This is a genomic window from Cupriavidus sp. USMAA2-4 (genome assembly GCF_001854305.1).
GTDB lineage: Bacteria > Pseudomonadota > Gammaproteobacteria > Burkholderiales > Burkholderiaceae > Cupriavidus > Cupriavidus malaysiensis.
The window spans coordinates 3,153,835-3,179,966 of record NZ_CP017748.1; the positions used below are offsets into that span (position 1 = coordinate 3,153,835).

Here is a 26,132-nt window from a genome sequence, read left to right on the forward strand (position 1 = left end):
CAAGCATTGAGGGCAGGGGACGCCCCGGCCAGACATATGAACGAGCTCGATCTCAACCTCTACATGGACCGCGTCGGCCGCCAGGCCCGCGCCGCTTCGCGCGCGATGGCGCGCGCCAGTACCGCCGACAAGAACCGCGCGCTGCTGACCATCGCCGCGGCCATCCGCCGCGACGCCGAGCAGCTCAAGGCCGTCAACGCGCGCGACGTCGAGCGTGCGCGCGCCAATGGCCAGGACGCCGCCTTCGTCGACCGCCTGACGCTGTCGGACAAGGCCATCGCCACCATGGCCGCCGGCCTCGAGCAGATCGCCGCGCTGCCGGACCCGATCGGCGAGATCAGCAATATGAAGTTCCGCCCGACCGGCATCCAGGTCGGCCAGATGCGCGTGCCGCTGGGCGTGATCGGCATCATCTACGAGTCGCGTCCCAACGTCACCATCGATGCGGCGGCGCTGTGCCTGAAATCCGGCAATGCCACCATCCTGCGCGGCGGTTCGGAGGCGATCGAATCCAATACCGCGCTGGCCCGGCTGGTGGCAGAGGGGCTGGCCGCGGCCGGCCTCCCGGCCGAGGCCGTGCAGGTGATCGAGACCACCGACCGCGCAGCGGTCGGCCGGATGATCACCATGACGGAATACGTCGACGTGATCGTGCCGCGCGGCGGCAAGAGCCTGATCGCGCGCCTGATGCAGGAAGCGCGCGTGCCGATGATCAAGCACCTGGACGGCATCTGCCACGTCTTCATCGACGTCGATGCCGATGTCGAGAAGGCGGTGCGCGTCTGCGACAACGCCAAGACGCAGCGCTATGCGCCGTGCAACACGATGGAAACGCTGCTGGTGGCGCGCGATATCGCCGCCACCGTGCTGCCGCCGCTGTGCCGCATCTATCAGGACAAGGGTGTGGAGCTGCGCGTGTGCGCCGACACGCGCGCGACGCTGGAGGCCGCCGGCTTCTCCGGCCTGGTCAATGCCACCGACGAAGACTGGCGGCTCGAGTACCTGGCGCCGGTGCTGGCGATCCGCACCGTCGACGACGTAGATGCCGCCATCGAGCACATCAATACCTACGGTTCGGCGCACACCGATTCCATCATCACCGAGAATTACTCCACCGGTCTGCGCTTCCTGCGCGAGGTGGATTCGGCCAGCGTGATGATCAATGCCTCGACCCGTTTCGCCGACGGCTTCGAGTACGGCCTGGGCGCGGAGATCGGCATCTCCAACGACAAGCTGCATGCGCGCGGCCCGGTTGGACTGGAAGGCCTGACTTCGCTCAAGTACGTGGTGTTCGGCCACGGCGAGATCCGCACCTGAGGCAGGGCGGCCGGCGCCGCGCCGGCCCACCGGTCCGCTGCCCCGCCGCCGCGGACTTCTTCATCTCCAACCGATAACTCACGCCTGCCGATGCTCTGGGTCAAAGCGCTGCATATCGTCTTCGTCGTCTCCTGGTTCGCCGGCCTGTTCTACCTGCCGCGCATCTTCGTCAACCTGGCGATGGAAACCGACGCGGCCGCCCTGCAGCGGCTGCTGCTGATGGCACGCAAGCTGTACCGCTTCATGACCATCCTGGCGGTGCCGGCGCTGGCGTTCGGCCTGTGGCTCTATCTCGGCTACGGCATCGGGCGCGGGCCCGGCCAGGGCTGGATGCACACCAAGCTCGCACTGGTGCTGGTCCTGATCGGCTACCACCACGGCTGCGGTGTGCTGCTGCGCAAGTTCGAGGCGGGTCGCAATACCCGCTCGCACACCTTCTACCGCTGGTTCAACGAACTGCCGGTGCTGGTGCTGCTGGCGGTGGTGATCCTGGTGGTGGTGAAGCCCTTCTGAGAGCGGCAGCCGCGCGGTCGCCTGTCATCCCGCCCTGATACCCTTGCAGCCAGCTGTACGAACCCGCCGGTGCCCACGGGCCCGGTGCATGACTTAGCGAGACCAACCCGATGAGCAAGCAGGTCGACTACTACTTCACCGCCCCTTCGCCTTTCGTCTACCTCGGCCACGAGCGCTTCGCCGCCATCGCGGCGCGGCACGGCGTCCAGGTCAACCTCAAGCCCTGTGACCTGGGCAAGGTCTTCGCCGTCTCCGGCGGCCTGCCGCTTGCCCAGCGCCCGCCGCAGCGCCAGGCCTATCGCCTGGTCGAGCTGGAACGCTGGAGCCGTTATCTGGGCATGCCGCTGAACCTGCAGCCGACCTTCTTTCCGGTGTCGGGCGACGCCGCAGCCAGGCTGATCATCGCCACCCAGCTCGCGCACGGTACCGCGCGCGCGATGGACCTGACCGGCGCCATCGGCCGTGCGGTGTGGGCCGAGCAGCGCAATATCGCCGATGGTGCCGCGCTGGCGCAGATCGCCGGCGAGGCCGGGCTCGACGGCGCGGCCCTGCTCAAGGCCAGCGAGGCCCAGGCCGTGCAGGCAGCCTATGCCCAGCATACCCAGGACGCGATCTCGGCCGGCGTGTTCGGTGCCCCCTGGTATGTCTACGAGGGCGAATCGTTCTGGGGCCAGGACCGGCTCGATTTCCTCGACCGCGCGCTGGCGGCCGGCTGATCGCTCCGTCCCATGTCCACCGGCGGCGCACAGGCGGCGCGGGTGTGCTACCGTCCGCCCTGGCGGACGTTTTCATTTGCGCCGGCGCTGTCCGCCGGCGGCGCTCTTCTTCTTTGCAGGAACCTCATGACCCAAGCCTTCTTCGCCCCTTGCCCGCGTGGCCTCGAGACCGCCCTCGCCGACGAGTTGCGCGAGATCGCGGCGCGCCCAGGCATTGCCTCGGTCGCGCCGTTCCAGGTGCACCGCGAGGTGGCGGGCGGGGTCGAGTTCTCCGGCGTGCCGGCGGCCGCCTATGCCGTCAACCTGCATTCGCGCATCGCCAGCCGCGTGCTGATGCGCGTGGCCGCGCGCGGCTACCGGCACGAGGATGACGTCTATGCACTGGCGCGGGCCCAGCGCTGGGAGCAGTGGTTCTCGCCGGACGAGACCCTGCGCGTGGACGTGACCTCCAACAAGTCACCGCTGCGCAGCCTGAACTTCGCTGCGCTGCGGGTCAAGGACGGCATCTGCGACGCGATGCGGGAACGCCTGGGGGGGCGGCCCAGTGTCGACACCGCCAGTCCGGACGTACGCATCTACGCCCACCTGACCGAGCGCGACTGCACGCTCTACCTCGACACCTCCGGCGAGCCGCTGTTCAAGCGCGGCTGGCGCATGGAAAAGGGCGAGGCACCGCTGAAGGAGAACCTCGCGGCCGGCATCCTGCGCCTGGCTGGCTGGGTGCCCGGCCACACCGCGCGGCCCTTCTACGACCCGATGTGCGGCAGCGGCACCTTCATGGTCGAGGCGGCGCAGGTTGCACTGGGCCTGGCGCCGGGCGCCAGCCGCAGCTTCGCCTTCGAATGGCTCAAGGGCCTGGACGGCAAGGCCTGGCAGGCGCTGAAGGCCGATGCGCAGCGCGCGCGCATGCTGGCCGGCGGCGACGGGCTGCAGATCGCCGGCAGCGATATTTCCACGGACATGCTGGCGATGGCACAGGCGAACTGGCAGCGCGCCGGCCTGCCCGGCGAGGCACGCCTGAAGCAGGTCGATGCCCGCCATACCCAGCCGCCGTTCGCCGAGCCGGGCCTGCTGCTGATGAATCCGCCCTATGGCGAGCGTATCGCCGTGCGCGGCGCGCGGCGCCAGCCGGAAGAGGTCTTGCCGCGCGACGAGGCGGAGGAAGCGGCGGCCGACCAGTTCGCGGCCGCCTTCGCCGCCACGCTCAAGCAGCAGTTCGCCGGCTGGCAGGCCTGGATCTTCACCGGCGACCTGAGCCTGCCGCGGCGGCTGCGACTGAAGGAATCGCGCCGCACCCCGCTGTACAACGGCAATATCGAGTGCCGGTTGTTCCGTTTCGACATGGTGCGCGGCGGCAACCGCAGCGCCTAGTCCATTGCGCCAGGGAAAGCGCGCCCGGGCGGCAGGCTCAGTCGCGCTTGCGGCCGGTCAGTGCGTCCGGGTCGCGCGCGAAATCGGCCAGGAATGACTGGTAGCTGACCACCGGTTCCTGCAGCAGGTGGCGTGGCAGGTCGAACAGGGCGTAGTAATAGGTCTCGCGGCCTTCGCAGCGCTCGGCAGGCAGGCAGTACTGCTCCCAGTCGATGCAGGCCGGGGTGAACATGCCATTGCCGGGCCAGAAGAACGGGACGATGCGGCCCTCGCGCAGGCCCTCGACCAGCGGCGCCGGCGCATCGTAGGCCTCGGCCGACTCGACCTGGCTCATCAGGCCGGCCTGGGTCTCGATGACCATCAGCGTGGCCTGGCCCTGCGCCGTCAGCATCAGGATGCCGACCGGGTTGGGGTAGAGGTAATACTCGACAAAGTTGTAGCGTGCGGCAATCTGCCGCACCCTGTCGGCCACCGCAGGGTCCGACAGGAAGGAGTACGAGTGGCGCGTCAGCAGGTCGCGCAGCGTGCGCGACAGCACGGTGAAGTACTGTTGCTGCAGTGCATCGATCTCCTTGCACAGGCGTCCCACCATATTGCTTTCGTGCTTCTTGACGTAGCGGTCGATCAGGCCGTGGTTGAAGCCCTCGACCGCGATGCTTTCGTCGGCCGTCCCGGTCAGCAGGATGGTCTTGCACGGCAGGTCCTGCAAGGCCTGGCAGAAGCTCAGCCCGTCCATCTGCGGCATCGAGTAGTCGACCACCACCACCCCCGGCTGCAGGAAGCGGTGGATGTCGTGGATCTGGCGGTAGATGCGGTCGACATCGAGCTGCACGGTGCGCCGCTCGCTGAGGAAGGTCAGGTCGTCGTGCGTCACGCGCACCGGCAGGAAGCCCGGGAAGCGGCTCGTGTAGGCATCACGGATCCACTGCAGCGCCTCGCGCGGATCGGTGAAGGACACCACGGCGCGCGAGGCATCCATCTGGAAGGCCAAGCTGTCGATGAACGACTTGCTGTCGTCCACCAGGACCGTCAGGATCGGGTGGTGGAAGACCGACAGGCTCCGGTCGTGCTGGCTGAATGTCATGGCGGTTCGGCGGCCGTGCGGGCCGCACGGCAGGCAAGGGGTTCGGCTTCCGAGGCACAGCCGGGCGCGCGCGAGCCTCGATGGCAAGGCAGTATAGCGCGCCCGCGAACCCGCGCAAACGTGTGCCGCCGGCACGACCCGTGCACGGGCATGCCGGCGGCCTCGGCGGCCGCACGCGCCGCCGGCGCCGCTCAGACCGCCTTGACCATGTCCTCGACCACCTTCTTGGCGTCGCCGAACACCATCATGGTCTTGTCCATGTAGAACAGCTCGTTGTCCAGGCCGGCGTAGCCGGCCGCCATCGAGCGCTTGTTGACGATGATGGTCTTGGCCTTGTATGCCTCCAGGATCGGCATGCCGGCGATCGGCGAGTTCGGGTCGGTCTTGGCCGCCGGGTTGACCACGTCGTTGGCCCCGAGCACCAGCACCACGTCGGCCTGGCCGAACTCGCTGTTGATGTCTTCCATCTCAAAGACCTGGTCGTAGGGCACTTCCGCCTCGGCCAGCAGCACGTTCATGTGACCCGGCATGCGCCCGGCTACCGGGTGGATCGCGTACTTGACCGTGACCCCCTTCTCCGAAAGCATCTCGGTCAACTCCTTCAGCGCGTGCTGGGCGCGCGCCACCGCCAGGCCGTAGCCGGGCACGATGATCACGGTCTCGGCGTTGCCCATCAGGAAGGCCGCGTCGTCGGCCGAGCCGGACTTGACGTTGCGCTGCGCCTGGGCGCCGCCGGCCGAGACGGCCGAGGCGTCGCCGCCGAAGCCGCCCAGGATCACGTTGAAGAACGAGCGGTTCATCGCCCGGCACATGATGTACGAGAGGATGGCGCCGGAGGAGCCCACCAGCGAGCCCGCGATGATCAGCATCGGGTTGTTCAGCGAGAAGCCGATGCCGGCCGCGGCCCAGCCCGAGTACGAGTTCAGCATCGACACCACCACCGGCATGTCGGCACCGCCGATCGGGATGATGATCATCACGCCGAGCACGAAGGCGAGCGCCAGCATCACCAGGAAGGGCAGCCAGGCCTGCGTCAGGAAGAAGCCGACGCCGAAGCCGACCATGGCCAGCGCCAGCAGCAGGTTCAGCCAGTGCTGGCCGGGGAAGACCACCGGCGCGCCCTGGAACAGGCGGAACTTGTAGCGTCCGGCCAGCTTGCCGAAGGCGATCACCGAGCCGGAGAAGGTGATGGCACCGACGAAGCAGCCGATGAACAGCTCGACGCGGTTGCCCATCGGGATCTCGTGCGACTCCGGCGGCGTGATGCCGAAGGCGGCCGGCTCGGCCACCGCCGCCACCGCGATGAAGACCGCGGCCAGGCCGATCAGCGAGTGCATCGCCGCCACCAGTTCGGGCATCTTGGTCATCTCGACCTTGCGCGCCACATAGGCGCCGATGCCGCCGCCGACCACCAGGGACAGCAGGATCAGGCCCAGGCCGGTGGCGATCGAGGACTGGGCCGCGCCGGCGGCGAGGAACTCCGCCTTGAGCTTGGCGATCAGCGCCACCGTGGTGAGTGCGGCGATGGCCATGCCGGCCATGCCGAAGGCATTGCCGCGGCGTGCCGTGGCAGGGTGGGACAGCCCCTTGAGCGCCTGGATGAAGCAGACCGAGGCGAGCAGGTAGAGCAGGGTGACGAGGTTCATGCTGACGAGGCCGCTCATTGCGCGCCCTCCTTGCCCTTGGTGTCGGCCTTGGCCTTGGGCTCCTTCTTCTTGAACATCTCCAGCATGCGCTGGGTCACCAGGAAGCCGCCGAACACGTTGACCGCGGCCAGGGCCACGGCGAGCGTGCCCATGGTGCGTCCGACCATGCCTTCGGTCAGGCCCGCGGCGAGCATGGCGCCGACGATGATGATGGCCGAGATCGCATTGGTCACCGCCATCAGGGGCGTGTGCAGGGCCGGCGTGACCGTCCAGACCACGTGGTAGCCCACGTAGATCGCCAGCACGAAGATGATCAGGTTGATCACCGTGTGGTTCACCATCTCCATCGACTTCTCCTCCGTTTGCTTGAATCCGTGCTACCGCTTCATTGTTGTGGGGCTGTGGCTCGTCACGAATACCGGCGCGGCCGGTGCGGCGCAGCGCGCCAGGGCGGCGCGCCGCCCCGGCCCGCGGGTCGCCCGCGCCATGCCGTGCGGCTGGCGTGGGCGGGATGCGGGGCGAGGCTGGGCATGGGCCGGCGGCCTCAGATCTTCTTGATTTCCTTGATCGCGTTCTTCTCGTTGACCAGGATGACCTTGGGCTTGTAGCTGGCGATCTCTTCGTCGCTCATCGGCGCATAGGTGCAGATGATGAGCTGGTCGCCCAGGTGCGCGCGGCGCGCGGCGGCGCCGTTCAGCGAGATTTCGCCGCTGCCGCGCTCGCCCTTGATGATGTAGGTCGAGAAGCGCTCGCCGTTGTTGACGTTGTACAGCTCGATCTTCTCGAATTCCTTCATGTCGGCCGCGTCGAGCAGGTCCTGGTCGATGCCGCACGAGCCTTCGTAGTTCAGGTCCGCCTGCGTCACGGTGACACGGTGCAGCTTGGCGCGGAGCATGATGCGTTGCATGGGTGATACGTCCTTCTTGGTTGATGCAGGTCCGGCGCGCCTGCGCGCAGCGCGCGGCGCCGGGACCGGGAGAGGGCCCCGCAGGGCCGTGGAAAAGCTCAGGATGCCGACTGGCGCACGACCTCGCCGCCCTTGCACATCAGGCAGGCGGCGACGATGTCGTCAGACAGGTCGATCACCGGCTTGCCTTCCTTGTCGACGATCAGCTTGAGGAAGTCAAGCACGTTGCGCGCGTACAGGGCGGACGCGTCGGCCGCCACCATGCTGGCCAGGTTGGTGTGGCCCACCAGCGTGACGCCGTGGCGCTGCACCACCTGGTCGGGCACCGTCAGCGGGCAGTTGCCGCCCTGCGCCGCCGCCAGGTCCACCACCACGGAGCCGGGCTTCATCTGCTGCACGGTGTCTTCCTTGAGCAGCACCGGCGCCGCGCGCCCGGGGATCAGCGCGGTGGTGATGACGATGTCGGCCTGCCGGGCGCGTTCGTGCACCAGTTCGGCCTGGCGGCGCATCCAGTCGGCCGGCATCGGGCGCGCATAGCCGCCCACGCCTTGGGCGATCTCGCGCTCTTCGTCGGTGAGGAAGGGCACGTCGAGGAACTTGGCGCCCAGCGATTCGATCTGCTCCTTGACCGCGGGCCGCACGTCGGAGGCCTCGATCACCGCGCCCAGCCGCTTGGCCGTCGCGATGGCCTGCAGCCCGGCCACGCCGGCGCCGAGGATCAGCACGCGCGCTGCCTTCACGGTGCCGGCCGCGGTCATCAGCATCGGCATGAAGCGCTGGTAGTGGTGGGCCGCTTCCAGCACGGCCTTGTAGCCGGCGATATTGGCCTGCGAGGACAGCACGTCCATGCTCTGGGCGCGCGTGGTGCGCGGCGCGGCTTCCAGCGCGAAGGCGGTCAGGCCCGCCGTAGCCATGCGCGCGTTGTTGTCTGCGTCGAAGGGATTGAGCATGCCCACCAGTATCGCGCCGGGCTTCATCTGCGCGCGCTCGGCGTCGTCCGGTGCGCGCACCTTGAGCACCAGCTCGGCGCCGAGCGCCTCGGCGGCAGTGCCGATGCGGGCGCCGAGCGCCTCGTAGGCTGCGTCCGGCTGGCTGGCGCGCACACCAGCCTCCGCCTGGACCGTGACCTGGTGGCCCTGCGCCAGGTACTTCTTGACCGTCTCCGGCGTAGCGGCGACGCGCGTCTCACCTGCCCGCGTCTCCTGCGGGATGCCGATGTGCATCGTCAATTTCTCCTTTGGCTGGCTTCCATTCTGTTGGCGGGCGGATTGCCTGGCCCGTTGCGCTCTGCCGGCGACCGGCCGCAGCGCACAATTTTGCCGCAGCTTACAGGAATCTGACGCTCAATGGTGACGCATCGGTCGGGGATTGCAGACGTAGTAATGAGCGCACATTCAGCCTTTATCGAAAGACTTCGCCGCGCCACCCAATCTTGACGCCGATTTGAGGCGCTGCTCCGTATCGTTGCGCCTGCGCCACTTGGACGCGGCATCACGCGCGCGGCAGTGGCGCTTCCGGCGCAACCACAAGGCATGTGCCGGGATTTCTCGGAGCTTGCAGATGACGTCTTTCTTCCTTTCTTCGGCGCGGCGCGCCGCCATGGCCGGCCTGCTGGCGGCCGGTTGCCTGGGTGCCACGGGCGCTTTTGCGCAGAGCAGCGGCGACGCGGCAGCCACGCCCGCACCGGCGGCGGCCGCGCCGGCAGCGGACGCGGCGCCGGCGTCGCCGCACACGTTCACGGCCAATGTGACGCTGGCCACCGAGTACCGCTACCGCGGGCTGATGCAGACCAACCGCCATCCGGCGATCCAGGGGGGCTTCGACTACGCGCACGAGAGCGGTTTCTACGTGGGCAACTGGAACTCGAACATCAGCTGGCTCTCGGACAGCAGCTCGCAGGTGTCGGCGCCGATCGAGATGGACTTCTACGGCGGCTTCAAGAACACCTTCGCGCTGGCGGGGCTGGACTGGAACTATGACGTGGGGGTGCTGCAGTACTACTACCCGGGCGACTACCCGACGGGCTTCACGCGGCCGCACACGACGGAGCTGTACGGCGGGATCGGCAGCGGCCCGGTGTTCCTGAAGTACTCGCACGCGCTGACCAACCTGTTCGGTTTCAACGACAGCAAGAACAGTTTCTACATCGACCTGTCGGCGAACGTGCCGCTGAATTTCTGGGACCTGACGTTCAACGCGCACGTGGGCTACCAGAAGGTGCAGCACGTGACGGACGCGTCGTATACGGACTGGAAGGTGGGGCTGACCAAGGACCTGGGCAAGGGCTTCTCGCTGGCGGTGGCGTACATCGACACCAACGCGAACCGCTCGGTGTACACCAATACCAGCGGGCGCTACGTGGGCCGCGCCACCGCCTGGGCCTCGCTCACCAAGAGCTTCTGACTATTTCTGATCTTTACGGCATGTTGACGCGCGAGCACGCCAAACCTGCATCAATTTGAGGCCGCCGTCCTTAGCATGGAATCACTCCAACAGACGACCCGCCCAGCGCGGGCCAGCCATCCATGCGACAGCCAAGCCTAGCCGCGGCCTTTGCCGCCGTGCCCCGACGCCGTTCCATGCGCCATGCCGCCAGCCAGGCTGCAGCGCCTGCGCTTGCTCCTGCGCCCCGCCTCGCGGCCGAGACGGACAAGCAGCCCGGCAGCTGGATCCGCTTGCGGCTGGCGCTGGCCTCGGCGCAGGTGCATGCCTTGCGCCAGTCCCTGCACCGTGCGATCGGCGGGCTGGCGCGCGTCTACGTGGTCGAGGTCGATCATCGCCACGGCCTGGCCACGCTGCATGTGGAGGTGGCGCGCGGCGGGCGCGACGCGGCCATGCACGCCATCATGGCGGCGCTGCCCGAGGCCGAGTTCGGTGTGACGACGGCGCTGGAGCCCGACCATGTGGCGCACTGAGGCGGAGACCGGATCGGCCCCTGCGTGCCATGTCAGCGGCGCTGGCGACGACGGCCCGGCCGCCGGGCGCGAAGCGCCGGCGGCCGCGCGCAGCCGGGCGCTGGCGCACGGCCTGTGGCTGCCGATGGTGACGCCGCTGCACGCCGGTGAGCTCGACCTGGCGTGCGCGCAGCGCCTGGCCTTGCATTACGCGGAGGCGGGCGTCGACGGACTGATCCTGCTCGGCACGACCGGGGAGGGCGGCCTGCTGCGCCCATGGGAGCGCCTCGCGCTGGTGGCGGCCGTCACGCAGGCACTCGACGGCGCCGTGCCCGTGATGGCCGGCGTGGGCGGCGTGGATACCGCCGCCGTGTGCGAGCAGGTGCGCCAGCTGGACCGCTGCGACGTGGCCGGCTACCTGGTGCCGCCGCCCTACTACCTGCGTGTCGGCGATGCCGGCATGGCCTGGCATTTCGAGCAGGTGGCCGCTGCCACCTGGCGCCCGCTGATGCTCTATAACGTACCCGGGCGCACCGGCTGCAGCCTGTCGGCGCCGCTTATCGCCCGGCTCGCCGTGCACCCCCGCATCGTTGCCATCAAGCAGTGCGAAGCGCCGGCGCTCGGCGGCGCCGGCACTGCACCGCTCGACGTCTTCTGCGGCGAGGATGCCGCCATGCTGGTGCACCTGCTGGCCGGCGGCGCCGGCGCCGTGCCGGCTTCGGCCCACGTGCGTCCCGACCTGTTCGTGCGGCTTGCGCGGCTGGTGCGCAGCGGACACCACGAAGCGGCCCGCGCCTTGTTCGCGCAACTGCAGCCGCTGGTCGGCCTGCTGTTCTCCGAGCCCAATCCGGTCCCGGTGAAGGCCGCGCTGGCGCTGTGCGGGCTGGTGCGCGCGGAAGTGCGGCGCCCGCTGCAGCCTGCCAGCGCGGGCCTGGTCAAGGCGCTCGAGCAGGCCCTGGCAGGCCTGCCGGCTTGAAGCGGTCGCCGCTGCCTTCCTGCATGATGCCCCGGCAACCGGTAAAATGCCGGATTGCCTAAATATTGAGCATCATGTCAAACGATTGGAAGGCCAGCGTCACCGTTGCCGCCGTCATCGAGCGCGGCGGCCGCTTCCTGCTGGTGGAAGAAGAGACGCCGGAGGGCCTGCGCCTGAACCAGCCCGCCGGCCATCTCGAAGAGGGTGAGAGCCTGATCCACGCCGTCATCCGCGAAACGCTGGAGGAAACCGCGCACGCCTTCGAGCCGCGCGCCTTGCTCGGCTGCTACATGGGTCGCGCCAGGTCTTCGCGCACCGGCAAGGACGTCACCTATGTGCGCTTCGCCTTTACCGGCGAGCTGGGTGCCCTCGAGAGCGGCCGCAAGCTGGACACCGGCATCGTGCGCACGGTGTGGATGAGCGCGGACGAGGTGCGCGCCTGTCCCGAACGTCATCGCACGCCGCTGGTGCAGGCCTGTGTCGACGACTACCTGGCCGGCAAGCGCTTCGCGCTCGACGCGCTGTTCACGCACAGCTCGGCGCTGGGCAAGGCAGGGCAGCCATGAGCGGCAAGCGCGTGGTGGTCGGCATGTCCGGTGGCGTCGATTCCTCGGTCACGGCCTGGCTGCTCAAGCAGCAGGGCTATGAAGTCATCGGCCTGTTCATGAAGAACTGGGAGGATGACGACGACGGCGAGTATTGCTCGACGCGCCAGGACTGGCTCGATGTGGTGTCGGTGGCCGACCTGATCGGTGTCGATGTGGAAGCGGTGAACTTCGCCGCCGAGTACAAGGACCGCGTGTTCGCCGAATTCCTGCGCGAGTACTCGGCCGGCCGCACGCCCAACCCGGACGTGCTGTGCAACGCCGAGATCAAGTTCAAGGCCTTCCTCGACCACGCCATGTCGCTGGGCGCGCAGACCATCGCCACCGGCCACTATGCGCGTGTGCGCGAGGCGGCGGGCGGGCGCTTCGAACTGCTCAAGGCCTTCGATCACACCAAGGACCAGAGCTATTTCCTGCATCGCCTGAACCAGGCGCAATTGTCGCGTACCCTGTTCCCGCTGGGCGAGATGCCAAAGACGCGCGTGCGCGAGATCGCGGCCGAGATCGGCCTGCCCAACGCGAAGAAGAAAGACTCGACCGGTATCTGCTTCATCGGCGAGCGTCCGTTCCGAGACTTCCTCAACCGCTACCTGCCGACCCGGCCGGGCCCGATGAAGACCGCGGACGGCAAGGTGGTGGGCGAGCACATCGGCCTCGCCTTCTATACGCTGGGCCAGCGCAAGGGCATCGGCCTGGGCGGCAGCCGCGATGGCAACGGCGATGCCTGGTATGCGGCACGCAAGGACATGGCTGCCAATACGCTCTATGTCGTGCAGGGGCATGACCATCCCTGGCTGCAGACGACGGAGCTGGCCGCAGCCGACCTGTCGTGGGTGGCCGGCGAGCCGCCCGCGGCGGGCCGGCGGTTGTCGGCCAAGACGCGCTACCGGCAGAGCGATGCACCCTGCATGGTGGCGCAGGCGGGGGAGGACACGCTGGAGCTCGCCTTCGACGAGCCGCAGTGGGCGGTGACGCCGGGTCAATCGGCCGTGCTGTACGACGGCGACGTGTGCCTGGGCGGCGGCATCATCCAGTAGGGCGCAGGGCTGTGCGCAAGAGCACAGCCCGCTCCGGGTGTCAGCCGCGCGGCGGCCCGGTATCGAGGAAGGACTGGCGCTTGGCCAGCTTGTCCTGGTAGGCCGCCAGGTTCGGATGCCGCTGGCGCCAGGGGATCTCGGGGAAGCGGAAGTCCAGGTAGCCCAGCGCGCAGCCCACCGCGATATCGGCCAGCGAATAGTGGTTGCCCGAGCACCAGGGGCGATCCGCCAGGCCGTTGGCCATGGCGACCAGCGCCGCGTCGATCTTGCCGAGCTGGCGTTGGACCCAGCGCTCGCTGCGTTCTCCGGGCTCGCGCTGGGTGCCTTCCAGGCGCACCAGCTGCGCGGCGTCGAGCACGCCGTCGGCCAGCGCCTCCCAGCAGCGTACTTCCAGCCGTTCGCGTCCGCCCTGCGGGATCAGGCGGCTGACCGGTGTCAGCGTGTCCACATACTCGACGATGACACGGGAGTCGAAGATCGCGCCGCCGTCTTCCATCATCAGGCAGGGCACCTTGCCGAGCGGATTGAACTGGCCGATGGTGGTGTCGGGCGACCAGACGTTCTCTTCGACGAGCTGGTAGTCGATCTTCTTCTCCGCCATTACCACGCGCACCTTGCGCGCGTAAGGGCTCGTCTGCGATGCAATCAGCTTCATATGCTCCCCTTGAGCTTGTTATGAAGTGCATCGGCGCTCGTGGCACGGCCGGCCGGCGTTGGCGTCCGTGCCCGATGCACTTCGTAACAGGCTAATGGATCGGCGAGCGCGAGTATACCCGCGCAGCCCGCGCGCCGCGGCCGAGCGTGCGGCCGCGCACTTTGCGTTGCGGGGCGGGCACAGGGGCGCGTCCGGTGTCTCCGCGGCTGCTGCACAGCGGGGCGGGGCCGATGGTAAAATCGCGCGTTGCGTCCGGCCGCTGCGGTCCGGCGCGTGCCCGATCCGTGCCGGATCCGTCTCATGCGGCCTGCGCCGTGGAGCCGGAACGGCGCTCCCCTCCCAACTCCCCCTTTGCGGTTTCCAGCATGTCCACCACCTCCCTTTCGCCACTCACCGCCCTGTCTCCCATCGATGGCCGCTATGCCGCCAAGGCCGACGCGCTGCGCGAGTGGCTTTCCGAGGCGGCCTTCATGCGCAACCGCGTCAAGGTCGAGGTGCACTGGCTGATCGCGCTGGCGCGCACCGGCCTGCCCGACATGCCGAAATTCTCGCCGGCCTCCGAGGCGGCGCTGCTGGCCCTGGTCGACAAGTTCTCCGAAGCCGACGCCGCGCGCATCAAGGAAATCGAGGCGGTCACCAACCATGACGTCAAGGCCGTCGAGTACTGGCTCAAGGAGCAGGTCAAGGGCAATGCGGAGCTCGAGGCGGCCAGCGAATTCATCCACTTCGCCTGTACCTCGGAAGACATCAACAACACCTCGCACGGCATGATGCTGAAGGGCGCGCGCGACGAGGTGGTGGTGCCAGCGCTCAAGCGCGTGCATGCGCGCCTGGTCGAGCTGGCCCGCGCCAACGCGGCACAGCCGATGCTGTCGCGCACCCATGGCCAGCCGGCCAGCCCGACCACGCTGGGCAAGGAGATGGCCAACGTGGCGGCGCGCCTGGCGCGCGCCATCGAGCGCATCGAGCGCGTCGAACTGCTGGGCAAGATGAACGGTGCGGTGGGCAACTACAACGCGCACCTGTCGGCGTATCCTGCCTTCGACTGGGAAGCCTTCTCCAGCCAGGTCATCGAGACCCGCCTGGGCCTGACCTTCAATCCCTACACCATCCAGATCGAGCCGCACGACTACATGGCCGAGCTGTTCGATGCCATCGCGCGCGCCAACACCATCCTGCTGGACCTGGACCGCGACGTCTGGGGCTACATCTCGCTGGGCTACTTCAAGCAGCGCACCAAGGCCGGCGAGATCGGCTCGTCGACCATGCCGCACAAGGTCAACCCGATCGACTTCGAGAACTCGGAAGGCAACCTCGGCCTGGCCAATGCCGTCCTGCGCCACCTGTCGGAGAAGCTGCCCGTCTCGCGCTGGCAGCGCGACCTGACCGACTCCACGGTCCTGCGCAATATCGGCGTGGCCTTCGGCTACAGCCTGCTGGCCTACGAGGCCTGCCTGCGCGGCCTGGGCAAGCTGGAAACCAATCCCGAGCGCCTGAACGAAGACCTCGATAACTGCTGGGAAGTGCTGGCCGAGCCGGTGCAGACCGTGATGCGCCGTTTCGGCGTGCCCAATCCGTACGAGCAGTTGAAGGAGCTGACGCGCGGCAAGGGTATTTCGCGCGAGGCGCTGCAGACCTTCATCACCGGCCTGGCGATTCCCGACGACGCCAAGCAACTGCTGCTGGCGATGACGCCCGCCAGCTACATCGGCAAGGCCGTGGCGCTGGCCGAGCGGATCTGAGCGGCTGCGCCCCGCTGCGTCGAGAAGCCACCCGCGAGGGTGGCTTTTTTCATGGCGGCCGATATGTTGCCGTGCGCCGAGTCGCCGGCGCGCTCAATTCAAAAATATTGAATAACTGAATTAAGTTCGGCCTGCTCATGATCCCCCCGGGCGCTCAATAATGCGAGAATCCAAGGCGCTGCCAGGAACGGTTTCCGGCGGCCCTTCTCAAATTCTCAAAGATCGTGCAACGCCCGCCACGGGCAGGGAGAGTCCATGCGTTCCAAAGCTGCCTACGGCCCCATCGCCATCAGCCTGCACTGGCTCGTGGCCTTGCTGATCTTCGCGGCTTTCGCCCTGGGTCTCTACATGACGGGTATTCCCGGGCTGACCCCGACCAAGCTCAAGCTTTTTTCCTGGCACAAGTGGATGGGCGTGACCATCTTCGCACTGGCGCTGGTCCGTGTGCTCTGGCGGGGCGCCAAGGGTGCGCCGGCCCCGGCCGCGGGCACGCCCGCGTGGCAGGTCAAGGCCGCCGCCGGCGCGCACCACCTGCTTTACCTGCTGATCCTCGTGGTGCCTCTCACCGGCTATTTCTACAGTTCGGCGGCGGGCGTACCGGTGGTCTTTCTCGGCCTGTGGCACATGCCCGCGCTGATCGAGCCCAATGACGCGCTGAAGGCCGCGCTCAAGCCGGCCCACGAATGGCTGAACTACCTGATGGCCGCGATCGTCGTCGTCCATGCCGCCGCCGCCGTCAAGCACCAGTTCGTCAACCGGGACGGCACGCTGGCCCGCATGCTGCCGTTTCTCAAGTAGGCGTCGGCCGTTTCCCGGTCACGTCCTCGCATTGCCAACGCAGAATGGCGCGTAGCGCCACGATTTTGACAGGAGTCATTCGATGAACCGCAATTTCCGTCCCCGTGCGCTGGCCCTGGCAGGCGCGGCAGTCCTGGCCGCCGCCGGCGCCGCGATTCCTTCCGCCTGGGCCCAGGTCGATGCGGCCAAGAGCTCGGTCACGGCGGTCGCCCGCCAGATCGGCGTACCCATGGAGGGCAAGTTCAAGAAATTCGATGCGACGGTCGCTTTCGATCCCGCCAAGCTGGCCAGCTCGTCGGCCAAGATGGAGATCGACGTCGCCAGCTTCGAGATCGGCGATGCCGAGACCACCAAGGAACTGAAGGGGCGCGACTGGTTCGACGCCGCCAAGTATCCGAAGGCCGTCTTCCAGTCCACCAGCATCAAGGGCGGTGCCGCCGGCAAGTACGACGTGGCCGGCAAGCTGACCATCAAGGGCAAGACCGTCGACATCGTGGTGCCGGCAAGCTATCGCCAGGAGGGCGGCGTCCAGGTCTTCGACGGCGTGCTGCCGATCAAGCGTAACGCCTTCAATATCGGCGACGGCGAGTGGAAGGACACTTCGGTGGTCGCCGACGAAGTCCAGGTCAAGTTCCACATCGTCACCCCGGCCAGGAAGCAGGGCTGATCCACCCGCGGCCTGTTCCCCATTCCAACCCGTCCAACCCGTCCAACCCGTCTTATCCGTCCTGCAGGGAGAACCCATGAAACTGCGCACCATCCTCGCCGCCGTCGCGGCCCTGTCCGCCACCGCCGCCGTCGGCGTGGCCTCCGCCGCCAGCGTGACCTACAACCTCGACCCGACGCATACCTACCCGAGCTTCGCGGCCGACCACATGGGCGGCGTATCGACGTGGCGCGGCAAGTTCACCAAGTCGAGCGGCGTGGTCACCCTGGACCGCGAGGCCAAGACCGGCTCGGTCGACGTCAAGATCGACCCGGCCTCGATCGATTTCGGCAACAGCAAGCTGAACGAACACGTGAAGAGCCCCGACATGCTCAACGTGCAGGCCTTCCCGGAGGCCAGCTACAAGGGCAAGTTCATCAAGTTCAACGGTGACGTGCCGACCGCGATCGATGGCGTGCTGACGCTGCATGGCGTGTCCAAGCCGGTGCAGCTCAATATCAGCGATTTCAAGTGCATCCAGCACCCGATGCTCAAGCGTGAAGTCTGCGGCGCCGACGCCGTGGGCACCTTCAGCCGCGCCGACTTCGGTGTCGACTACGCGCTGAAGATGGGCTTCAAGCCGGAAGTGAAGCTGGCCATCCAGGTCGAGGGCGTGCGCGCGGACTGAGTCCGGATCCATTGCGCCAGAAACGGGCCGGCTTTGCCGGCCCGTTTTTCGTTGGCGGTCCTGGTCGGAACACGGCGGGCAGGCACGCCGCGAGCACGCTACGAGGTGGCCTCGGCACCCCTCGCCAGGTCGGTTGTACGCCACCCGTCGCCACAGTACAATGGTCCGCTGCAATTTCCCTCCGGGCTGCAGGCCTGCGGCAGGCTAGCGGACATTCGCCGCGCGGCTGCACCCGGCAAAGCCGAAGGCTATCCCTATGCGTTCCTGACGTAGCGTCGGACAGCGGCGCGCAAGCCGCGCGTCCGTCTCGCCCATGTGCTGTGCCGGGTCGGCCCGACCTGAAGCGGCCGGCCCACAGCGTTTCTCGGATTTCCCTGGCGCAATACCGTGTACTCCCAAACGCAAATCGATCCGGTGGTCAGCTTCCGCAACTCGCAGGGCGAGCAGGTGCGAGGCACGATCATCAATCTCCAGAGAAAGTCTCTGGTGATGGAAATCTACAATCCCTATTCGATCGTCCAGGTCAGTGAGGTGCTGTCCGACCTGTCGGTCAAGATGGGGACCAAGAACGCTTATTTCGGCAAGGCCGTGGTGATCAGCCTGGTCAATACCGGACTGACGGCGGTCGTGTCGGTGACCCTGATCGAGGAGTGGCGCGAGCTGTCCGAGATGACGGGCGAGCCCGCCTCGGTGGGCCAGGAATCCCGTTCCTTCGTGCAGGAATGGACCGAGCGCTTCCGCATCCGCCGCGACTACCAGATCGTGGTCAACGAGATGCGGGCCTTTCTCTCCGACGTCTCGCGCTGGGTCGAACAGGTCGACATGACCACCGTGCTGCCGAAGGAAGGCGAGACGCTGCGCATGGACGTGTTCCTGGAACTGGCCCAGCCGATCGGCGACAGGATCCGCCACTATTCCGCGATGCTGGAGGGCGAGGCACTGCAGGTGGAGCCCGAACTCGCACCGATGCACCGCACCTTCACGCAGTCTGCGCTGCATCCCTTGCTGCTGCGCGCCCCTTTCGTCTTCCGCACCTACACCAAGCCGCTCGGTTACGCGGGGGACTACGAGATGGTCAACCAGCTGCTGTCCGATCCGCGCCAGGGGCCGAGCACCTATTTCCAGATCGTCAATGCCACCTTCCTGCAGTCGGCGGTGGCGGCCGCGCACCGCAACCGCATCGAGCTGCTGATCGAATACCTGAACGGCATGGCAGAGAAGGCGCGCGCCGCCGGGCGGCCGTTCCGCCTGCTCAATGTGGGCTGCGGACCGGCGGTCGAGATCCAGCGCTTCATCGAGACCTACCCGAATCCGGAACTGCTGTCGTTCCAGCTGGTGGATTTCAGCGAGGAGACGCTGGCCTATACGCGCGAGCGCATCGAAGGCGCCGCCGCCCGTGCCGGCGCGCGCGTGCAGGTCGAGTACGTGCACCAGTCGGTGCACGATCTGCTGAAGCGGCGCATCGCGCCGGACCCCAACCTGCAGGAGTTCGACGCCGTCTACTGCGCGGGCCTGTTCGACTACCTGTCCGACAAGGTGTGCTCGCGCCTGATCAGCTACTTTGCCTCGCGTACCTATGAAGGCGGCTCGGTCCTCGCCACCAACGTGCATGCGAGCAACCCCGAGAAATTCAGCATGGAACACATGCTCGAGTGGTACCTGATCTACCGCGACGAGGCCAATATGCTGTCGTTGCTGCCGCCGAACTGCCAGGACCCCAAGGTCTACTGCGACAGCACAGGCGTCAATGTGTTCGTGCAGGCGACCGTGCACCACCCTTCCGCCTGAGCCGGGGCCATCATGCTCAGACGGGTCGTACACCGGTACACCAACTACGAAGCCGAACTGCGCGAGTTCCGGCTGGCAAGCAGCAAGGCTGGCGCATTGACCGCCGTCGTGCTGGTGATGGCGGGGGTGCTGCTGGACTACGGCATCTATCCGCAGGAGCAACTGCGCTTCTTCCTGGCGCGCTCGTTCATCGCGCTGCTGATCGGCGGGATCTACGCGCTGCTGCCCACGCCCTTCGGCCGGCGCCATGTCCAGCCCTTGACGCTGGCCTGGCTGATCCTGCCGCAGATGATGATCGCCTGGATGATCGGCGTGACCGAAGGGGCTTCGTCGATCTACTATGCCGGGCTCAACCTGGTCATCTTCGCCGTGGGCATCGCCTTGCCGATGGGGCTGTGGCAGACCATCGGCTTCGGCGCGGTCACCTATCTGTTCTATGTGATCGCCTGCCTGGCCCATCCGCTGGGGCTGGCGGATCGCGGCCACTTCATCGTCAACTCGATCTTCATCGCCTTTTCGATCACCGCCAGCGCCGTCTATACCTTCATGAACGAGCGTGGCCATTTCCACCTCTTCCGCCTGAAGGAGCAACTGGCGGAGAAGAACCTGGAACTGGCGGAAATCAACCGGAACCTGGCCGAGATCAAGGGCCAGATGCTGCAGCAGGAGAAGATGGCGGCCATCGGCACGCTGGCGGCCGGGCTGCTGCACGAGGTCAACAATCCGGTCAACTTCTGCCTGATGGCCATCGAGGTGGCCATGGAGGAACCGGTCGCCAAGGCCAATGCTTCGCTGGAAGAGTGCCTGGTGGATGCGAAGCAGGGCATGCAGCGCATCCAGCATATCGTTTCCGACCTGAAGACCTTCGCCTACCGCAAGCCGGGCGCCGAAGCCGAGGGGGTGCCCTTCCTGTTCGAGAAGGCACTGGATTCCTCATGCCGGCTGACGGCGCACGAACTGCGCGGCGTCGCGCTGACGCGCGAACTGCCCGCCGATACGCTGGTGCTGGGTGACGAGGCGGCGATCATCGGCGTGCTGATCAACCTGTTCTCCAATGCCGCGCTCGCCATGCGCAAGGCGCAGACGACCAAGCCGGCCATCCATACCTCGGCGTACTGGGAGGATGGCCGCCTGCACGTCAGCGTGCGCGACAACGGCCCGGGCATCGCGCCGGAGAACCTCGCCCGCGTGTTCGAGCCGTTCTTCACCACCCGGGAGGTCGGCCAGGGCCTGGGGCTGGGCCTGTCCATCAGCTATGCTGTGATCGAGCGCCACCGTGGCACGCTCTACGCCGAGAGCGAACTGGGCCAATGGACGGCATTCACCTTCGATCTGCCGCGAGCCGAGTGAGGATGCCGAGTGAGGATGCCATGAGCAGCGACTCCGGCCAGGCGAAGGCCACGATCCTCTACGTCGATGACGAGGACATGGCTCGCAAGTACTTCGCTCGCGCCGTCGGCGGCGAGTACGAGATCCTGCTGGCCTCCGGCGCCGAGGAGGCGATGGAGCTGCTGTGGGGGCAGGGCGCGCGCATCGCCATCCTCGTCACCGACTTCCGCATGCCGGGGCGCAATGGCGGCGACCTGCTGCGGCAGGTGGCGCGCGAGTTTCCCACGGTGGTGCGCATCCTGGTGACGGCCTATGCCGACAAGGACATGCTGCTGGATACGGTCAATTCCGGCGAGGTCTTCCGCATCCTCGAGAAACCGCTCGGCCTGGCACAGGTGCGTGACGTGCTGCGCGCGGCGGTCGAACGCCATCGCGAGCGCGAGGTGCGCCACCAGCGGCTGACCGCGATCGACGAGACCCTGGCGTTCCTGGCACATGAGTTGAACACACCGCTGGCGGCCATCGCCAACTTCGCGCAGGGCGTACAGAATCGCAGCGAGGCCGACTACAGCGTGCAGCGCCAGGGCGAGATCGGCCAGGCGGCCGCGGCGATGTACAGCAATGCCCAGTACTGCCTCGCCGTGATCTCGTCCTTCCTGCAGTCGGTGCGCAACACCGCGGGCGGCGCGCCGGCCAAGACGGCGCCGGACATCAACGCCGGCGCCCTGATCATGGCGCTGCTCGATACCTATCCCTTTGCCGAGGGGCAGCGAGCCTGGGTGCAGGTCGAGACGCCTGGAGACTTTCCCGTCTACACGCTGCCGAACTGCGTGGCCCTGGTGCTGTCCTCGGTCATGAGCAATGCGCTGCGCGCGCTCGCCGACGTTCCGGCACCGTCGCTGCGCTTCGTGGTGGAAGCGGTTCCGCGCCCAAGGATCCGTATCTGCGACAACGGCCCGGGCATTCCGCCCGAGGTCATGGAGCGGCTGCTGGTCGATCCCGTGACGACATACGCGGAAGCGGGCGGCAGCGGCCTGGGCATGATTTTCTGTAATCGCGTCATGCAATCTTTCGGCGGCGGGATCCAGATCGACTCGCAGTCGGGCGCCGGCACGATCGTGACGCTTGAATTTCCCAATACCAAAAGTCGAATGCATAGGAGTGATCGATGAGCGATCCGATTGCCACGCAGGCCCCTCCACCGGCGATTCTGTTCGTCGATGACGAGGCGACGGCGGTCAAGTACTTCCAGCGCGCCATCGGGCAACTGGCGCCGGTGGTGACCGGCGCATCGGTGGAAGAAGGCAAGGCGTTGCTCGATGCGCATGCCGACAGCCTGGCCGTGCTGATCTCGGATCAGCGCATGCCGGGCGAGTTCGGCAACGAACTGCTGCGCTATGCGCGCGAGCGCTATCCGCATATCGTGCGGATCCTGACCACCGCGTACTCGGAGCTGGAACAGACCGTCGAGGCCGTGAACCAGGGTCAGATCCACCGCTACATCCGCAAGCCCTGGGATATCACCGCGCTGCGCATGGAGCTCAAGCAGGCGCTCGAACTGGCCGGCCTGCGCAAGGAGCGCGACCAGCTGGTGCGCGAGAAGCTGGTCGTGCTGCAGAAGCAGACCACCGCTTCGCGCGTGGGCATGGTCCATGCCCTGTGCGCCAGCCTGCTCGGTCCCGGCCGTTTCCAGCCGGTGGAGACCTACCTGGCCGGTGCGGTGCTGGGCGGCGCGAGCAATATCGAGCCGGACTGGCTGCTGATGGATTACGCCGACCTGATCAGCGCCGAAAGCCGCCGCTGCGGCGACTTCGGCCATGCGCTGACGGCCCGGCTCGGTGCGCTGCGCACGCAGCTGGCGGGCCGTGGCGGCGCCGATGCCATCGCGGTGCTGGCCGAGGTGCTGGGCGATGCCGCCGTGCGCCGCGAGGGCGAGGCCCTGGTCTGGACCAGCCCGCAGTTTCTCGCCGAGTTCCTCAGCCTGCCGGTGGGAGAGGCAGTGTCGGCGCAGCACGTGACCTGGCTGGCCAGCCTGCTGTGGCTGGAAGAGACGGGCGGGGCGCTGCAGTTCGTGCGCGAAGGCCATGCGGTGCTGTGCCGTGTCGGCGCGCGTGCCGACAGCTTCGCGGCGGACCGGCTGGCAGTCTGGATCGAGCAGTTCTGAGCCAGGCCTCGGCCGGAAAGCGAGAGGGGCGCCCGCGGGCGCCCCTCTCGCTTTCCGGCGCCAGTCGGCAAATGAAAAAGGCGCCCGTGGGCGCCTTTTTCATTCCCGAAGCCCGACGCCGGGCCCGGGGCTCAGCCGGTCACGCCTGCGCACCGAAATTCGGATCGCCGCGATCCGTGCCGTCGGTCTTCTTCTCGCTCTTGACCAGGTCTTCGCGCTTGACGCCCAGCCACATGGCCAGCGCCGCGGCGACGAACACCGAGGAGTAGATGCCGAACAGGATGCCCACCGTCAGCGCGAGGGCGAAGTAGTGCAGCGTCGGGCCGCCGAAGAAGAACATCGACAGCACCATCATTTCGGTCGAGCCGTGGGTGATGATGGTCCGCGACATGGTGCTGGTGATCGCGTTGTCGATGATCTCGTGGGTGGTCATCTTGCGGTACTTGCGGAAGTTCTCGCGGATCCGGTCGAAGATCACCACCGATTCGTTGACCGAGTAGCCCAGCACCGCGAGGATGGCCGCCAGCACCGACAGCGAGAACTCCCACTGGAAGAAGGCGAAGAAGCCGAGGATGATCACCACGTCGTGCAGGTTGGCGATGATGCCGGCCACCGCGAACTTCCATTCGAAGCGGAAGGACAGGTAGATGACGATGCCGATCACCACGCACAGCAGCGCCAGCAGGCCGTCGGTGGCCAGCTCCTTGCCCACCTGCGGGCCGACGAACTCGACGCGCTGCAGCTTGACGTCGGGCGAGGCCGCGCTCAGCGCGCCCATGACCTGCTCGCTCTGCTGGGCGGAGGTGACCTGCTTGCCGTCCGGGCCCTTCTGCAGCGGCAGGCGGATCATCACGTCGCGCGAGGTGCCGAAGTTCTGCACCTGGACGTCGGCGTAGCCCAGCTTGCCCACCTGGCCGCGGATCTTCTCCAGATCGGCGGCTTGCTGGTAATTGACTTCCATCACCGTGCCGCCCGTGAATTCGATCGACAGGTGCAGGCCCTTGTGCCAGAGGAAGAACACGGCTGCGGCAAACGTCAGGAAGGAGACGACGTTGAAGACCAACGCGTGCTTCATGAACGGAATGTCGCGCCGGATGCGGAAGAATTCCATATCGGATCCTGTTGTGTCCTGCTTTTATCTGCTGGCGGTCCCGCGCGCCGCGCGGGACCTGCCGATTACTTGGCCGTGCTGCCGCCCTGGTCGGTGTCCGGCTTCCAGATCTGGCCGATGGCCAGGCCCTGCAGGCGCTTCTTGCGGCCGTACCAGAGGTTGACCAGGCCGCGGTTGAAGAACACCGCCGAGAACATCGAGGTCAGGATGCCAAGGCAGTGCACCACGGCGAAGCCGCGCACCGGGCCGGAACCGAAGGCCAGCAGTGCCAGGCCGGCGATCAGCGTGGTCACGTTGGAGTCCAGGATGGTGGCCCAGGCACGCGAGAAGCCGGTGGCGATCGCGGTCTGCGGCGCGGCGCCGGCGCGCAGTTCCTCGCGGATGCGCTCGTTGATCAGCACGTTGGCGTCGATCGCCATGCCCAGCACCAGGGCGATGGCGGCGATGCCCGGCAGCGTCAGCGTGGCCTGCAGCATCGACAGCACGGCCACCAGCAGCAGCAGGTTGATCGCCAGGGCCGCCACCGAGAACACGCCGAACAGCATGTAGTACAGCATCATGAAGACGGCGATGCCGGCGAAGCCGTAGGCCACCGAGTCAAAGCCCTTCTTGATGTTGTCGGCGCCCAGCGACGGGCCGATGGTGCGTTCCTCGATGATGTCCATCGGCGCGGCCAGCGAACCGGCGCGCAGCAGCAGCGCCAGGTCGCTGGCGGCCTCGGTCGAGTAGGAGCCGGTGATCTGGAAGCTCGAACCCAGTTCGGACTGGATGGTGGCCACCGTCAGCACTTCGCCCTTGCCCTTCTCGAACAGCACGATGGCCATCGGCTTGCCGATGTTCTCGCGCGAGATGTCGCGCAGCACGCGGCCGCCCTGCGCATCGAGCTTGATGTTGACCGAGGGGCGCTGGTTCTGGTCGAAGCCGGCCGAGGCGCTTTCGATGCGGTCGCCGGTGAAGATCACCTGCTTCTTCAGGATCACGGGGGCGCCATTGCCCTGGGTGAACAGTTCGCTGCCATAGGGCACCGGATCGCCCGGACGCGGCAGGCGGGGCGCGTTGGGGTCGACCAGGCGCGCTTCCAGCGTGGCCGTGCGGCCGATGATGTCCTTGGCCTTGGCGGTGTCCTGCACGCCGGGCAGCTGCACCACGATGCGGTCGGCGCCTTGCTGCTGGATCACCGGTTCGGCCACGCCCAGTTCGTTGACGCGGTTGTGCAGCGTGGTGATGTTCTGCTTGACGGCGGCGTCCTGCACGGCTTTGCGCGCCGCATCGGTGAACAGGCCGACCACGTCGTTGCCATCCACGTTGAAGGCCAGCTCGCGCAGGTTGTCCGACAGCATGCCGCGGGCCTTGCCGGCATCGTCGGCGTTGCTGAAGTGGATGGTCAGCTTCTCGCCGTCGCGGTCGACGCCGCCATGGCGGATATTCTTGTCGCGCATCAGGGTGCGCGCATCGGTGGCCAGGCTGTCGAGCTTCTTGTCGACGGCGCCCTTCATGTCGACCTGCAGCAGGAAGTGCACGCCGCCGCGCAGGTCCAGGCCCAGGTACATCGGCAGCGCGTGCAGCGCGGTCAACCAGTGCGGCGAGCCCGACAGCAGGTTCAGCGCGACGATGTAGGTGGGATCGCTCGGGTCAGGGTTGAGCGAGCGGTTCAGCACGTCCTTGGCCTTGAGCTGGTCGTCGGGGGTGCGGAAGCGCGCCTTGACGGAGCCAGACTGACCCGAGACGTCGAAGAAGACGCCGTCGGGCTGCAGGTTGTTCTGCGCCAGGACCTGCTCGACCTGCTTCTGCATGGCGAGGTCGACCTTGACGGTGGCCTTGCCCGACGAAACCTGCACGGCGGGCGCCTCGCCGAAGAAATTCGGCAGCGTGTAGATGATGCCGGTGGCCAGCGCCACCAGGATCACGAGGTATTTCCAAAGCGGATAACGATTCATCTTTGGCCAGTCATTCTGCGGTCGGCGGGGCCGGCGCCGGGTTCAGGGGCGCTGCGGCGTGGGCCGATCCGGTTGGCAAACAGCCGCCTGGCCTCCACGGGACGTCCCGGGCTGGATCAGGCGGCTGCTTGGGCATGCGTCCGGGCCGTGTGGCCCGGACCTGCCGGAAGTGGCGAGAAGTGGCGTGCAGCGGCACGGCGCCGGGGCG

General features: G+C 67.3%; 25 protein-coding genes. 17 read left to right on the forward strand and 8 right to left on the reverse strand.

Annotated elements, in window-relative coordinates:
* Positions 1-36: 36 nt before the first annotated feature.
* From BKK79_RS13970 to BKK79_RS13985, 4 genes are all read left to right on the forward strand, one after another.
* The gene (locus BKK79_RS13970; protein WP_071015403.1) at positions 37-1,317 is read left to right on the forward strand and encodes a glutamate-5-semialdehyde dehydrogenase; all 1,281 of its coding nucleotides are present in this window, start codon (positions 37-39) and stop codon (positions 1,315-1,317) included.
* Between the two features lie 90 nt (positions 1,318-1,407).
* A complete protein-coding gene (locus BKK79_RS13975) occupies positions 1,408-1,830 on the forward strand; it encodes a CopD family protein (protein WP_071037899.1) in 423 nt (140 codons plus the stop codon).
* A 110-nt stretch (positions 1,831-1,940) separates the two neighbouring features.
* On the forward strand, positions 1,941-2,546 hold the full coding sequence (locus tag BKK79_RS13980) for a 2-hydroxychromene-2-carboxylate isomerase (RefSeq protein ID WP_071037900.1): 606 nt from the start codon (positions 1,941-1,943) through the stop codon (positions 2,544-2,546).
* 126 nt (positions 2,547-2,672) lie between these two features.
* Positions 2,673-3,917 carry a THUMP domain-containing class I SAM-dependent RNA methyltransferase gene (locus tag BKK79_RS13985; protein ID WP_071015395.1) on the forward strand — a complete coding sequence of 415 codons (1,245 nt, stop codon included), beginning with the start codon at positions 2,673-2,675 and terminating at the stop codon, positions 3,915-3,917.
* Positions 3,918-3,954: 37 nt separating this feature from the next.
* Here BKK79_RS13985 and BKK79_RS13990 read toward each other — a convergent pair whose 3' ends face one another.
* The 5 genes from BKK79_RS13990 to BKK79_RS14010 form a co-directional block, all read right to left on the reverse strand.
* Positions 3,955-5,001: a response regulator gene (locus tag BKK79_RS13990; protein WP_071037901.1), complete on the reverse strand. Its 1,047-nt coding sequence runs from the start codon at positions 4,999-5,001 to the stop codon at positions 3,955-3,957.
* A 191-nt stretch (positions 5,002-5,192) separates the two neighbouring features.
* Positions 5,193-6,665: an NAD(P)(+) transhydrogenase (Re/Si-specific) subunit beta gene (locus BKK79_RS13995; RefSeq protein WP_071015390.1), complete on the reverse strand. Its 1,473-nt coding sequence runs from the start codon at positions 6,663-6,665 to the stop codon at positions 5,193-5,195.
* Positions 6,662-6,994 carry an NAD(P) transhydrogenase subunit alpha gene (locus BKK79_RS14000; RefSeq protein ID WP_071015388.1) on the reverse strand — a complete coding sequence of 111 codons (333 nt, stop codon included), beginning with the start codon at positions 6,992-6,994 and terminating at the stop codon, positions 6,662-6,664. Before BKK79_RS14000 ends, BKK79_RS13995 begins: the two co-directional genes overlap by 4 nt.
* A gap of 197 nt (positions 6,995-7,191) precedes the next feature.
* Positions 7,192-7,554 (reverse strand): aspartate 1-decarboxylase, encoded by a 363-nt coding sequence (gene panD, locus BKK79_RS14005; RefSeq protein ID WP_071015386.1) that lies wholly within the window; start codon positions 7,552-7,554, stop codon positions 7,192-7,194.
* Positions 7,555-7,652: 98 nt separating this feature from the next.
* Entirely contained in the window at positions 7,653-8,777 is a 1,125-nt protein-coding gene (locus BKK79_RS14010; RefSeq protein ID WP_071015380.1) for a Re/Si-specific NAD(P)(+) transhydrogenase subunit alpha, read from the reverse strand.
* A gap of 376 nt (positions 8,778-9,153) precedes the next feature.
* Between BKK79_RS14010 and BKK79_RS14015 the strand changes: the two genes are divergently transcribed.
* The 5 genes from BKK79_RS14015 to mnmA all read left to right on the forward strand — a co-directional run bounded on the left by BKK79_RS14015 (position 9,154) and on the right by mnmA (position 13,066).
* Positions 9,154-9,957, forward strand: coding sequence for a TorF family putative porin (locus BKK79_RS14015; RefSeq protein WP_071038541.1), 804 nt, complete (start codon positions 9,154-9,156; stop codon positions 9,955-9,957).
* Positions 9,958-10,133: 176 nt separating this feature from the next.
* Positions 10,134-10,469, forward strand: a complete 336-nt coding sequence (locus BKK79_RS14020; RefSeq protein ID WP_071015377.1) for a hypothetical protein — start codon at positions 10,134-10,136, stop codon at positions 10,467-10,469.
* Positions 10,456-11,424 carry a 4-hydroxy-tetrahydrodipicolinate synthase family protein gene (locus BKK79_RS14025; protein ID WP_084084715.1) on the forward strand — a complete coding sequence of 323 codons (969 nt, stop codon included), beginning with the start codon at positions 10,456-10,458 and terminating at the stop codon, positions 11,422-11,424. The genes BKK79_RS14020 and BKK79_RS14025 overlap by 14 nt, the downstream gene beginning before the upstream one ends.
* A 74-nt stretch (positions 11,425-11,498) precedes the next feature.
* Positions 11,499-11,990: an NUDIX hydrolase gene (locus BKK79_RS14030; protein ID WP_071016573.1), complete on the forward strand. Its 492-nt coding sequence runs from the start codon at positions 11,499-11,501 to the stop codon at positions 11,988-11,990.
* On the forward strand, positions 11,987-13,066 hold the full coding sequence (gene mnmA / locus BKK79_RS14035; protein WP_071015375.1) for a tRNA 2-thiouridine(34) synthase MnmA: 1,080 nt from the start codon (positions 11,987-11,989) through the stop codon (positions 13,064-13,066). Before BKK79_RS14030 ends, mnmA begins: the two co-directional genes overlap by 4 nt.
* A 40-nt stretch (positions 13,067-13,106) precedes the next feature.
* Here mnmA and BKK79_RS14040 read toward each other — a convergent pair whose 3' ends face one another.
* A complete protein-coding gene (locus tag BKK79_RS14040; protein WP_071037902.1) occupies positions 13,107-13,721 on the reverse strand; it encodes a glutathione S-transferase C-terminal domain-containing protein in 615 nt (204 codons plus the stop codon).
* Positions 13,722-14,086: 365 nt separating this feature from the next.
* Here BKK79_RS14040 and purB point away from each other — a divergent pair, with 365 nt between their 5' ends.
* The 8 genes from purB to BKK79_RS14080 all read left to right on the forward strand — a co-directional run bounded on the left by purB (position 14,087) and on the right by BKK79_RS14080 (position 22,876).
* The gene (gene purB, locus BKK79_RS14045) at positions 14,087-15,463 is read left to right on the forward strand and encodes an adenylosuccinate lyase (protein WP_071015369.1); all 1,377 of its coding nucleotides are present in this window, start codon (positions 14,087-14,089) and stop codon (positions 15,461-15,463) included.
* 255 nt (positions 15,464-15,718) lie between these two features.
* Positions 15,719-16,261, forward strand: coding sequence for a cytochrome b (locus BKK79_RS14050; protein ID WP_071015366.1), 543 nt, complete (start codon positions 15,719-15,721; stop codon positions 16,259-16,261).
* An 82-nt stretch (positions 16,262-16,343) separates the two neighbouring features.
* Complete coding sequence (locus BKK79_RS14055; protein ID WP_071037903.1) at positions 16,344-16,928, forward strand: YceI family protein; 585 nt, start codon at positions 16,344-16,346, stop codon at positions 16,926-16,928.
* A gap of 76 nt (positions 16,929-17,004) precedes the next feature.
* Positions 17,005-17,595, forward strand: a complete 591-nt coding sequence (locus BKK79_RS14060; RefSeq protein ID WP_071015361.1) for a YceI family protein — start codon at positions 17,005-17,007, stop codon at positions 17,593-17,595.
* Positions 17,596-17,982: 387 nt separating this feature from the next.
* Positions 17,983-19,383 (forward strand): class I SAM-dependent methyltransferase, encoded by a 1,401-nt coding sequence (locus BKK79_RS14065; protein ID WP_071015358.1) that lies wholly within the window; start codon positions 17,983-17,985, stop codon positions 19,381-19,383.
* A 12-nt stretch (positions 19,384-19,395) separates the two neighbouring features.
* Positions 19,396-20,733: a sensor histidine kinase gene (locus BKK79_RS14070; RefSeq protein ID WP_071015357.1), complete on the forward strand. Its 1,338-nt coding sequence runs from the start codon at positions 19,396-19,398 to the stop codon at positions 20,731-20,733.
* Between the two features lie 20 nt (positions 20,734-20,753).
* Positions 20,754-21,884, forward strand: a complete 1,131-nt coding sequence (locus BKK79_RS14075; protein WP_071016571.1) for a hybrid sensor histidine kinase/response regulator — start codon at positions 20,754-20,756, stop codon at positions 21,882-21,884.
* Positions 21,881-22,876: a response regulator gene (locus BKK79_RS14080; RefSeq protein WP_071037904.1), complete on the forward strand. Its 996-nt coding sequence runs from the start codon at positions 21,881-21,883 to the stop codon at positions 22,874-22,876. Before BKK79_RS14075 ends, BKK79_RS14080 begins: the two co-directional genes overlap by 4 nt.
* A 139-nt stretch (positions 22,877-23,015) precedes the next feature.
* Here the strand turns inward: BKK79_RS14080 and secF are convergent, their stop codons facing one another.
* Both secF and secD read right to left on the reverse strand, forming a co-directional pair.
* On the reverse strand, positions 23,016-23,987 hold the full coding sequence (gene secF, locus BKK79_RS14085) for a protein translocase subunit SecF (protein WP_071015351.1): 972 nt from the start codon (positions 23,985-23,987) through the stop codon (positions 23,016-23,018).
* Positions 23,988-24,052: 65 nt separating this feature from the next.
* Positions 24,053-25,924, reverse strand: a complete 1,872-nt coding sequence (gene secD / locus BKK79_RS14090) for a protein translocase subunit SecD (RefSeq protein ID WP_071015349.1) — start codon at positions 25,922-25,924, stop codon at positions 24,053-24,055.
* Between the last annotated feature and the right edge of the window lie 208 nt (positions 25,925-26,132).